General features: G+C 53.5%; 10 protein-coding genes. 8 read left to right on the plus strand and 2 right to left on the minus strand.

Going from position 1 to position 11,218, the window contains the following annotated elements; genetic code table 11:
* Positions 1–212: 212 nt before the first annotated feature.
* The 7 genes from AWU74_RS00215 (at position 213) to AWU74_RS00245 (ending at position 8,588) form a co-directional block, all read left to right on the plus strand.
* Complete coding sequence (locus AWU74_RS00215; protein WP_062326469.1) at positions 213–752, plus strand: 3-isopropylmalate dehydratase small subunit; 540 nt, start codon at positions 213–215, stop codon at positions 750–752.
* A 147-nt stretch (positions 753–899) separates the two neighbouring features.
* Positions 900–1,091: a hypothetical protein gene (locus AWU74_RS09670; protein WP_162504574.1), complete on the plus strand. Its 192-nt coding sequence runs from the start codon at positions 900–902 to the stop codon at positions 1,089–1,091.
* A 39-nt stretch (positions 1,092–1,130) separates the two neighbouring features.
* Positions 1,131–1,838, plus strand: a complete 708-nt coding sequence (locus AWU74_RS00220; RefSeq protein ID WP_306700872.1) for a biotin--[acetyl-CoA-carboxylase] ligase — start codon at positions 1,131–1,133, stop codon at positions 1,836–1,838.
* A gap of 94 nt (positions 1,839–1,932) precedes the next feature.
* Entirely contained in the window at positions 1,933–2,544 is a 612-nt protein-coding gene (locus AWU74_RS00225) for a diacylglycerol/polyprenol kinase family protein (RefSeq protein WP_238580090.1), read from the plus strand.
* A gap of 534 nt (positions 2,545–3,078) precedes the next feature.
* Entirely contained in the window at positions 3,079–6,588 is a 3,510-nt protein-coding gene (locus tag AWU74_RS00235) for a DUF7149 domain-containing protein (RefSeq protein ID WP_062326477.1), read from the plus strand.
* A complete protein-coding gene (gene tcmP, locus AWU74_RS00240) occupies positions 6,589–7,800 on the plus strand; it encodes a three-Cys-motif partner protein TcmP (RefSeq protein WP_062326479.1) in 1,212 nt (403 codons plus the stop codon). It begins immediately after the preceding gene.
* Complete coding sequence (locus AWU74_RS00245; protein ID WP_062326480.1) at positions 7,797–8,588, plus strand: radical SAM protein; 792 nt, start codon at positions 7,797–7,799, stop codon at positions 8,586–8,588. The genes tcmP and AWU74_RS00245 overlap by 4 nt, the downstream gene beginning before the upstream one ends.
* A gap of 229 nt (positions 8,589–8,817) precedes the next feature.
* On the opposite strand, the gene AWU74_RS00250 is transcribed toward AWU74_RS00245, so the two are convergent.
* Positions 8,818–9,498 carry a hypothetical protein gene (locus tag AWU74_RS00250; protein WP_062326482.1) on the minus strand — a complete coding sequence of 227 codons (681 nt, stop codon included), beginning with the start codon at positions 9,496–9,498 and terminating at the stop codon, positions 8,818–8,820.
* A gap of 558 nt (positions 9,499–10,056) precedes the next feature.
* Between AWU74_RS00250 and AWU74_RS09675 the strand changes: the two genes are divergently transcribed.
* The gene (locus AWU74_RS09675) at positions 10,057–10,257 is read left to right on the plus strand and encodes a hypothetical protein (protein WP_162504576.1); all 201 of its coding nucleotides are present in this window, start codon (positions 10,057–10,059) and stop codon (positions 10,255–10,257) included.
* A 712-nt stretch (positions 10,258–10,969) separates the two neighbouring features.
* Here the strand turns inward: AWU74_RS09675 and AWU74_RS11310 are convergent.
* Positions 10,970–11,128 carry a hypothetical protein gene (locus tag AWU74_RS11310; protein ID WP_187150757.1) on the minus strand — a complete coding sequence of 53 codons (159 nt, stop codon included), beginning with the start codon at positions 11,126–11,128 and terminating at the stop codon, positions 10,970–10,972.
* Between the last annotated feature and the right edge of the window lie 90 nt (positions 11,129–11,218).

The raw sequence follows: 11,218 nt of genomic DNA on the forward strand, positions 1-11,218 counted from the left end.
AATTTATATCTGACTTATCCGAAAATCTTGGAAGAGCATTTTTTATATATTGCAAAAAAAAGTAAAAAAAGCGGCGCTATCTACCGCAAACCGCAATTTTTATAGAACGAGCGATAGGGCATGACGTGCAATAAGCCCTGTGTCTGTTGCAGCGAGCGTCTTTACTGACGTTTGACAGATTTATCTTTTTTTATTATAGAGAGGAATACGATATGAAACAGTTCGGCGGAAATGTCCTGTTTTTGGACCGGTCGGATATCAATACCGACGAAATCATTCCGGCAAAATATCTCACCGAAATCACGAAACAGGCGCTCAAGCCGTATCTGCTTGAGGACTTGAATCTCAGCGGCTTTGAACCAAAAACCGACATAGCGGGCAAGAGCGTTATTATCAGCCGCGAAAATTTCGGCTGCGGTTCGTCCCGCGAACACGCGCCGTGGGCGCTCGAAGCGAACGGCGTTTACACCGTGATTGCGACGAATTTTGCCCGCATTTTCCGGCAGAATATGTTCAACTGCGGTTTGCTTGCTATAGAACTCGATACAAAATCCGTCGACGACATTTTTCGCCTGTTCACGCCCTCCTCGACGCAGACTGAATGCCGCATTAGCATAGGCGGCGACAGCGCCGCGAAAGTTACGCTGATTGCGGGAAGCCTGTCCAAGAGCTATCCGTTCCGGCTGGACGGTTTTGAGAAAGCCCTCGTCGAAAACGAAGGCTGGCTTGGCTATGCGGAAAAAAAGTATTAAGCGACATACGCTGAAAACAGACTGCCTGTTGAGCGGCGATTCTGCCTTGAACGAGCGCTGCCGGCACTCAGCCTTCGGCGCGCGCCGTCTTTCCCAGCATTTGGGATAGAGCGGCAAGAAAATGCCGCCTTCCCCGGACTATTTCCTTTGCGTAATTTCTTGCGCCGTGCTACGCTTTGTCCTGACGGGGCGGGGCACGGTCAAGGCAAAAGCGGGGAGCTCGCCCCTAATGCCGAGTTCTTTGAAAGAACTCGAACGTTCCCCGTAAGGGGAATGCCGAACGCGCCGCGGCAGGCGGGCAGGGCGACGGAAGTCTCGTTGGAAGCAACGGAAGGCTGACTGCCTGTACCGAAAATAAAGGGCGGCAGGAGGTGCCGGCTGGGCAAAACCGAGTACCGGGCGGCTCCCACTCAAGGCGCTGAAAATGCGGGGCGGGGCTTCTTTTCGCCTATAGGGTACGGGTTATATCTTTCAGTGCTGTTTTGCCCCGGAAACGGAGCGTGCGCTCCTGCACGGTTCACGGCGGCGGCGGCGGTCGCGGTTTCGCTCGCGGTTGAGCGGCTGACCGGAACCGAATGCCGCATAAAGTGGGTGAACGACGTATTCTGCAGCGGCAAAAAGGTATGCGGTATTTTGTCCGAGGGCACCGGCAGCTTTGAAACAGGACGGGTGGAATCGCTTGTTACGGGTATCGGTATCAACGTGCGCCGCCCGCCGGACGATTTCCCCGCCGAAATCCGCGGTATTGCCGGCGCGCTGTTTTGGGGCGCGTCAAACCAGTCCGTCCCGCCCGCCAATTTCCGCAATAAACTGGCGGCGCAGGTGCTGCATTATCTGTTCGGCTTTTTCGAGGGGCTTTCGTCGGACGAAACGTGGGGCGGCGTCATGAGCGAATACCGCAGGCGTTCGCTGGTGCTGGGGCAAGAAATCACCGTGTATCCCGTGACGGGAGATTCGTCGTCCGCCTTCCGCGCCCGCACCGTCGATATCGACGCGGACGCCGCGCTCATCGTCGAAACCGGAACGGGCGAGCGGCGGACGCTGCATTCGGGGGAAGTCCGGCTTGGCTCGGCGAATTTCGCATAGCTGATTTCGCGGCGACTCGTTGCCCCGCCCTTAACGCACGGTTTTTTCGCGTTCGGTATATGCAATAGCAAGATATGAATATGAGGTGCGGCAAGTGGCACAGACGCAGCGCGGGATTCAGAAAAAACAGCGTATCAACGAGTTGCTGAAGGAACTGGTGCGGAAAGCGACGCATTTGTGCGCCGCCTTCACGCCGACGCTGTTCCGTGTCGCCTTCGTGCCGACATTCGCCCTGCTCAGCCTCGTGCTCGCCGCGTACTGCGCGTCCGAGACGCTCCGCCGGAAGGGCGTTACGGTGCCGGTCATATCCGCCTTTACCGCCGCGTGCTCCCGGAAACGAGACGAAAATCAATTTGTGTTCGGACCGATTACGCTCGCCTGCGGCGTCCTGCTCGCCGCGCTGCTGTTCCAGCCGCTCTCCGCGCGCGTCGGTATTTACGCGCTGGCGTTCGGCGACGGGCTTGCAAGCCTCGCGGGAAAATGTTTCGGCACGATACGGATTCCGTTCATGCCTCAGAAAACCGTCGCCGGAAGCACCGCCTGTTTCGCCGCAATCTTTATATCCGTGTTCGCGGCGACCGGCGTCAGCCTCACCGCGCTGCTCGCCGCGGCAGTCGGCACGGTTTTGGAACTCATTCCGCTCAAAGACTTTGACAATATCCTGTTGCCCCTTGCCGTCGCCGCGCTGCACCAGTTCCTTCTATAGATAACATACGCAAGATACTGTCGGGCAAACAGCGTTCAGCGGTAACTAAACGTCCGAGTTTCGCGTTCCCTTACGGGGAACATTCGAGTTTCTTGAGGAAACTGCCGTACACCTGCGGCATGCTACCGAGTTTGCTTCGCAAACTCGCGGCACAAAGGGCAAAGCCTGTGCGGGAACTTCGGTGTTACCGCGCGGCGTGCGCTGCAAACCAGTATAGGGGGCATTTTGTGCGGCGCGAGCGGGAGCCGGCATTAGGTTTCCGCCCCCAGTCCGCGAACCCGCTATACGGCGGTTTTTTGCGCCGACTCGGCAATGCGCCGCTTTCCGGCGCGGGATTCCGCCACATATACTCGCGTATGCGTCGCTCATACGCGGGATTATGTCGCTCCGACACGAGGTTCTGTGCCTCATACGCGCGTATCTGTCACGCATACGTGAGATTGTGCCGCATATACGCGCGCAGAAGCGGCATATACGCGGGTATGAGCGGGGCGAGCGCTTGAGCGGGCGGCGGGAAAGCGGCATACTGCTGCTATGCTTACGGCAAAACAGGCGCTCAACAAGGCGTTTCTGCGGCTCAAGCCGGAACGCGCGGAAATCGCGCGGTTCAAGGCGGAGTTTACCCGACTGCTGGACGCGCTTCTCTGCAACCCCGGCGAATCGGAAGAGTTCGGCAAAAACCTGCTGTCGGATTTTCTCAAGAACGCGTACTACGCGCCGGATTATTTTATCAACACGAGCGGCAAAATCGACCTGACGATTCACACCGGGAAGGATTCCGCGTCCCCCGTCGGCGTCATCATCGAGACGAAGAAGGCGGGCAGCGCGGCGGAAATGCCGAGCCGCGCAAACCTGAACGCGAAGGCGCTGCAGCAGGCGCTATGGTATTACCTGCGGGAGCGAATCAAATACCGCAATATCGAAATCAAGCGCCTGATAGTTACCGACTGCCGCGAATGGTTCATATTCGACGCCGCCGACTTTGAGCGGCTGTTCTTCGCCGATAAAGCGCTGGTCAAGATTTATCAGGATTTCGCGGACGGCGCGCTGCTTGGGCGCGACACGGCTTTCTTTTACGCGAATATCGCTCAACCGGTTATTGAGAAATACAAGGACGCGCTTCCCTACACGTATTTTTCGGCGGCGGACTACGAGGCGTTTCTGCGGAGCGATACCGCCGAGCACGACGCGCAATTAATCGCGCCGTATAAGCTGCTGTCGCCGACGCACCTTCTGAAGCTGCCGTTCGCCAACGACAGCAATTCGCTCGACCGCGCCTTTTACGCGGAACTGCTGTACCTGCTCGGTCTTACGGAAACGGAGCGCGACCACAAGAAGGTCATAGTGCGGAACCCGCCCGCGGCGCGACAGGAGGGCTCGCTGCTTGAGAACGCGCTGTTTCACCTCGCGAGCCGCCTCCCGCTCGCGGGGGAGGACGAGCTTTTCTCCGCCGCGCTGGAACTCGTCATTACGTGGATAAACCGCGTTCTGTTTCTGAAATTGCTTGAGTCTCAAGTCCTTGCGTACCAGAACGGAAACGCCGAGCACGCCTTTCTGTCGGCGGATAAAATCCCCACGTACAACGCGCTCGACGAGCTCTTTTTTCACGCGCTCGCGGTCGAGGCGGACAAGCGGGACGGCTCGGTCGCCCGCGCGTTCAAAAATGTGCCGTATCTGAACAGCTCGCTGTTTGAAATGAGCGAAACGGAGCGGCAGTACTTCCCGATAGGGCAGCTTTCGGAGCGGGATTTGGCGCTTTTTGCGTCAACCGTGCTCAAGGATTCGTCCGGCAGGAAGCGGACAGGCGCGATGAACGCGCTCGGCTACCTGTTCGCGTTTCTGGACGCCTACGATTTTGCGAGCGAAGGCACGGAGGCGATTCAGGAGGAGCGCAAGACGCTCGTCAACGCCTCGGTGCTGGGGCTGATTTTTGAGAAAATCAACGGCTACCAGGACGGCTCGTATTTTACGCCCGGCTCCGTTACCGCGTATATGTGCCGCGAGACGATTACGCGCTCGGCGCTCGACAAATTCAACGCGGCGAAGGGCTGGGACGCCCGCACGCTGACGGACCTGCACAACCGGACCGGGCGGAGCGCCGCCGAGCTCGCCGAGGCGAACGCCATACTCGACAGCATCCGCGTGTGCGACCCGGCGGTCGGGTCGGGGCACTTTCTGGTGTCCGCGCTGAACGAGCTTATCGCGCTCAAAAGCGAGCTGGGCGTGCTTATGGACGCGGACGGCAGGCTGCTCAAGGGATACCGGGCGGAAGCCGCCAACGACGAACTCGTCCTGTCGTCGGAGGAGGACGGCGCGATTTTCTCATATAATCCCCAGGTCGCCGAAAGCCGCCGCGTGCAGGAAACGCTGTTCCGCGAAAAGCGGCGAATCATCGAGACGCAGCTCTTCGGCGTGGACGTCAACCCCAATTCGGTGAAAATCTGCCGCCTGCGCCTGTGGATAGAGCTTCTGAAAAACGCCTATTACACGAAGGAAAGCGGCTACGCGGCGCTCGAAACGCTGCCGAACATAGACATAAACATTAAGTGCGGGAACAGCCTCGTGAGCCGCTTCGCCTGCGACGCGGACGTGAAGCGCGCGCTGGCGGACACGGAGTACACGGTGCAGGGATACAAAGACGCCGTGCAGGCGTACCGGAACACCCGCAGCAAGCGGGAAAAGGCGGGGCTGGAGCGGGTCATAGCCGACATAACGGCGCGCTTCCGGCAGGAAGCGGAGCACAGCGACCCGCTGGCGCGCCGGAAACAGCGGCTGGAGGCGGAGCTCTCCGCGCTGACGAAGCAGGGGGCGCTGTTTGAGCCGACGCGGAAAGAAGCGCAGGAAACAGCGGCGCGGGTAGCCGAGCTTTCGGCGCGGATAGCCGAGACCGAGGCGGGCATAGCGGAACTGCGGAGCGGCAGGATATACGAAAACGCCTTTGAATGGCGGTTCGAGTTCCCGGAAGCGCTCAACGACGAGGGGGACTTTATCGGGTTCGACATAGTCATAGGCAACCCGCCGTATGGGGTGGACTATGGCGAGCGTTTCAAGCCGTATTTCCGGGCGAATTATCAAAGCGCGCGCACCATAAAACAGACGCAGAAAGGCTCGCTGGACACCTTCTCGCTGTTTATCGAAAGGGGCTATTCGCTGTGCAGAAAAAACGGAAACGCGCATTTTATCGTGCCGCTATCGCTTACCTCTTCGGATTCCATGACGGGGATACACACCGTGCTTTTCGGCAACTGCCGGCAGATAAAAATTTCTTCCTACGCGAAACGCCCGAAGCAGATATTTGAGCACGCCTGCACCGCGACGTCTATTCTGTCCTTTGCCAAAACGGGAACACCCTGCGACAGTCTTTTGACCACCAAGATGAACCGCTGGTCGGGAAAAGAACCGCTGAAGCAGCTTATCGACGGCTTGCAGTTCGCCGAATCGCTGAAATACCGCCTTACCGGCAGACTGCCGAAAATATCGCTCGAAGTGGAACAGCGTATACTCGACAAAATTTTTTCGGCACACACCGTCGCCGTCGGGACTTTGGCAAAAAGAACCGGCTCGCCTATTTTTTACCGGACTGCAGGCGGCAGATATTATAACGTGGTTACCAATTACCCTACCGGTTCAACACAAGAAAAGGCGATTTATTTTGACAAAAAGGTTGCCAACGCAGTCGGCGCGATTTTGAGCAGCAGTCTGTTCTTTTGGTTTCAGCAAGTTTATGCTGATAGTCTACATTTGAAATCATACGAAATCGAATCGTTCACCGTGCCGGTGAAAAGCCTGACCGACGCCGTACTTGCGCAAATTGACACGCTCTATGCCGAATATCTGGCGGACGCTGAACGGAACGCGATACGCCACGAAACAAAAAGCTATGCGCGCGTCGATTCCTTTAAGGAATACAAAATACGGAAATCAAAGCACCTGATCGACCGGATAGATGACGCGATTGCCCCGCTTTACGGACTGACGCTTGACGAGGGCGCGTTTATCAAAGACTATGAGAAGGAGTTTAGGGTTGGGGGAGGGATAGAGTGAATGAGCAAACGTAATGATGCTTTTTTCAAAGAAAAGAAACCGTGGTCAATTGTAAAAGACGAACTATTGGCTTGCTACTTTAAACCCTATGTGACAAAAATTCTTACAACACATAAACCTTTGGTTTACGTTGATGGATTTGCCGGAAAAGGAAAATTTGAAGACGGTAACAACGGTTCGCCACTAATAGCACTTGATATAGTAAATGAATGTGTCAGCGCTACCAGTGTTATTTCATCGTCAATTACGGCATATTTTATTGATCTGAATTATGCGGATGATTTACATAAAAACCTACCGCAACAGAATCGAGTTATAATAATTTCTGGCGCTTACGAAGATACTATTGAAAACATTCTATCACAGAAAGAAGGCTGTAATATTTTTCTTTATATTGACCCGTATGGTATAAAAGCATTGCAACATTCGCTGTTTAAGACGTTTGCAAAACGCGCTTTTAATAGCATTGAACTTTTAATTAATTTAAACTCGTTCGGTTTTATTCGTGAAGCATGTCATGTGCTCGGTAAAGACTATGCAAAAGATATGGAGAATGATTTCTTTGATGATCTTGTGGAATATGACACTACAGAATTTGATACGTCAGCTAAATCAATTGAAGAATTATCTGCTATTGCCGGTGGTGATTATTGGATAAAAATTATCAATGAATACAAATCAGGTAAATACAATGGTTATGAGGCAGAAAAAATATTTGCAGATCAATACTATAAGAAATTACAGGAAAGCTATCAATATGTATTGAATATGCCATTACGCATAAAACAAGGACAACGCCCAAAATACCGCATGGTTCATGCAACTAATCACCCCGATGGCTGTATTCTTATGGCTGATAATATTTGTACTAGATGGGAATCATGGCAAAACATACAAAAAGATAGGCAACCCGGGTTGTTTGAAGAAGACCATGAAGAAAATATCATTGATTCTGATAGAATAAAAAAAGACCTTTGTACATTACTTCCATCGTTTACAAAAGAAACACAGATAAACATATTTCTTGCAGAGTTCTTTTCCAAATATGGTCCATACTGTAAGAGCGGCATTATCAACGGAGTTATTAAAGGTATGGAACAAAATACAGAGGTAGTTATTCGCAGAAACCCTAGTAAAACACCGACCGGAAAACCAAGTGGTTTTTTATCTTTTGATAATGAAAAACAAGCATATATCAGGAGTGCAACATGAGTACCACAAAAAAATCAATTACCCGTAAATCGTTAATCTACAAAACTAATGTTGAATACGGTGATTATACTGTAAATCATGTACAGGGGTGTGCGCACGGATGCGAATATCCGTGCTATGCGTATTTAATGGCAAAGCGATTCGGAAAAATTGCTTCGTATGAAGAATGGATTGAACCTGCAATTGTGAACAATGCGCTGGAATTATTGGACAAAGAAATTCCAAAACATAAGGATAAAATAACATCGCTACATCTATGTTTTACGACCGACCCTTTTATGTATAACTATACCGATATTTGCGAATTAAGCATTGAAATAATAAAAAAAATCAACACGCACAACGTGTCGTGCTCTGTGCTTACAAAAGGCGTTTTGCCAAAAAACCTTGCATCCTTATCGCAAAAAAATATATATGGAATAACACTCATTTCGCTTGATGAATCTTTTCGGGAGCGTATGGAGCCGCATTCGGCGCCGTATGAGAAAAGAATCGAGTCGCTAAAAGAACTCCACGACAAAGGGTGTAGAACGTGGGTAAGTATTGAACCATATCCGACCCCGAATATTGTAAAGCAGGATTTTTTGCCGATACTTGAGTCTATTAGTTTTGTTGACAAAATAATATTTGGCAGGTTGAATTATAACCGTGAAGTTACTGCGTATAACCAACGAGATGTTTTTTATAACACACTGGCAAAACAAACAGTTGATTTTTGCAATGATAGGAATATTGCATATTATATTAAACACGGTACGATAAAACCGGCTAAAGATAAGGCACAATGATATATCAGCCGCCGAACTTTTCGGGAAAAACCCGTCGCTTTTATTGAAGCGCAGAGCGAGGCGGTGTGTGGGCTGACGGCGAAGGAAGCGCAGACGGGGGAGGGGAAGGAACCGGAGCCCCGTTCCGAGGCCCGGGCATTTGCCGGCGGGAATGGGAGCGACGCACAGGAAACAGGCTATGCCTGTTTCCTGTGCGCTCCGAGCGGGTTTCCCCGCTTCTTTCCGTGTTTTAGCCGACCACGACGTGCTGAATGTCTCCCCAGGGACCCAGCGCACCTTTTTTGTTCTGCCAGCGGGCGGCGCAGGACAGAAAACTCTTCTGCGCCTCGGGCGGCAGCGTGAGCGTCCAGGGCGAATGGGTCATAAGCGCGGTCTCTTTCAAAACCGAGACGCTGTCGCTCCGTTCCGCGCCCCACGCGTAGTTGAGCAGGCAGCCGTTAAAGCCGTAGGGCACCGCGCGGCTGTCCGGCGTCTGCTCGTCGCGGAACCAGATTTTTATCTGATAGCCGCCGATAGCGCGAATGTCCGTAATCGCCGCGCGGGTCGCGGGCGGCGGCACGGGTGTCGCGCTGTCGTCATGATTATGCAGCCCCATAGCCGTGCGGTCCTCGTTCGTCACCGGCGCGAATTTGAGGTATTGCGCCACAAAGGGGCGGATAAACGCCGCAGCCGCCTTGTTCGCGTCATTTTTTGCCTCCGTGTCCACCGCCGTATGCGCGCCCAGCGTCGCCGCGTATGCGCGGTGCCAGTCCGTATAGGCGGCGAACAGCCCGTCCGCCGCGTCTTTGGGAATATGCGTCCACTCCGGGGACTCCCCGCCGGTCTTTTCCTGCACGTAATTGTTCAGATTCTCAAACCAGCCGTCGAACTCCGCGTCCCGGTGCGGCATATAATCGCTCGTGTGTGCCATACGTGTTTCCTTGTTGTCTTTTTCCGGCGGATTTTTCGCCGTCTGTGGGTTTTTACGCGCCGCCTGCCGGTTGTCGCGGACGGTTCAGCACTATATCCTACTTCATTTATGGTGTTTTGTAAACGCTTATACGCATTTTTGAGCGGCTCAGAGGTTTTTATGAGTCGCTCATAAAATCGTATGAGTCACTCAGAGGTTTTTATGGACCGCTCATAAAATCGTATGAGTCACTCAGAGGTTTTTATGGACCACTCATAAAATCGTATGAGTCACTCAGAGGTTTTTATGGACCACTCATAAAATCGTATGAGTTACTCAGAGGTTTTTATGAGTCACTCATAAAATCGTATGAGCGGCTTAAAACCGGGCACCGGCGGCTCGCGGGTTCTTGCCGCGAAGCGATTCGGCGCCCGCGGATTGCCGCGCGCGCCGCTCAAATCAGCGCTAAATCGTTAATACGCCGAAGGGCGAAACACCTCCGGCAAAACAAACGGCGCTCACGAGGTTCCAAACGGCACGGGTGCGAGACCGATACGGCAAAACCATAGGGCGAATACGGTGTTCGGCGAAACCGAATCAACCGAGTTCCTTGAGGGAACCCGGCAGACAGGCGGGGCGGCTAGACCCATAAAACGGATAAGCGCCCGCCATACCTGCCGAGCGATATGCCGGTGGTTTGCAAGAGCGGGGCTGACGAGCGGGGCTTTGCCGAAAGGCGACATACGGGCTGATTCGGCTGACGCACCGATATACCGGTAATTGCAAACGGCGACACGCGGGTTTAACCGAACGCTCACCGAGCGGATATGCCAGCGGTCGAACTTTTTAGACAAATCCCACCGTTTTTATTGAGGCAGACGAGAAGGCTTTGTTGCAGTTTCCACCAGTAGTGCTACCGAGCAGGCTTTGCGGAAATCTGAAAGAAAGAAGCGATTTTGGCTACCGAGAGAGCTTGCCGAGGGTTTCCACCCACCAGTCTGCCGAGCAAGCCCGCTTGAAGGCGAAGCAAACAGCCGCCGCGCGAAGCGAGCGGACGGAGGCTTTGCAAAAAGGGGCAGGGAGACACGCCTGCCGAGAGCGACTCACTGCTGCAGAAAAAAAAATAGCACCTCCCCCGTGAACCTAGACCTGTAAAAGAAGCCAAATACCGCGCCCGAATATGGGCGCGAGCGCCTAAACCGATAGGGCGAATAAGCCGCCCAGACCCATAAAACGGATAAGCGCCTACTGTGCCTACCGAGCAATATACTGGCAATTTCCGCGCACAAGGCTACCGAGCGGGCTTTGCCGAAGGGCGAAAGCCTATATGCCGTAGTACGGGTAAGCGCCTACTGTGCGGGCTTTGTTGGAGTTTCCACCGGTTGGGCTACCGAGCAATGTGCTGGAAGATTCCGACTACCTGTCTACCGAGTAGTCCTCGCTGAAGTTTCCACCAGTAAGGCTACCGCGCAGGCTTTGCGAGAGCTTCCGTCTAGTTGCCTACCGAGAAGTCTGACTGGGACTTCCACCAGTCTGCCGAGCAAGCCCGCTTGAAGGCAAAGCAAACAGCCGCCGCCTTGAAGGCAAATATGCGCGGGTTTAACCAATAGCCCGCCGAGCGGATATGCCAGCGGTCGAACTTTTTAGACAAATCCCACCGTTTTTATTGAGGCAGACGAGAAGGCTTTGTTGCAGTTTCCACCAGTAGTGCTACCGAGCAGGCTTTGCGGAAATCTGAAAG

This window comes from Treponema endosymbiont of Eucomonympha sp., from assembly GCF_001028545.1.

Coding starts and splice junctions, on each gene's coding strand:
- AWU74_RS00235 (WP_062326477.1), top strand. CDS start 3,079: ATGCTTACGGCAAAACAGGCGCTCAACAAGGCGTTTCTGCGGCTCAAG.
- AWU74_RS00215 (WP_062326469.1), top strand. CDS start 213: ATGAAACAGTTCGGCGGAAATGTCCTGTTTTTGGACCGGTCGGATATC.
- tcmP (WP_062326479.1), top strand. CDS start 6,589: ATGAGCAAACGTAATGATGCTTTTTTCAAAGAAAAGAAACCGTGGTCA.
- AWU74_RS00245 (WP_062326480.1), top strand. CDS start 7,797: ATGAGTACCACAAAAAAATCAATTACCCGTAAATCGTTAATCTACAAA.
- AWU74_RS00250 (WP_062326482.1), bottom strand. CDS start 9,498: ATGGCACACACGAGCGATTATATGCCGCACCGGGACGCGGAGTTCGAC.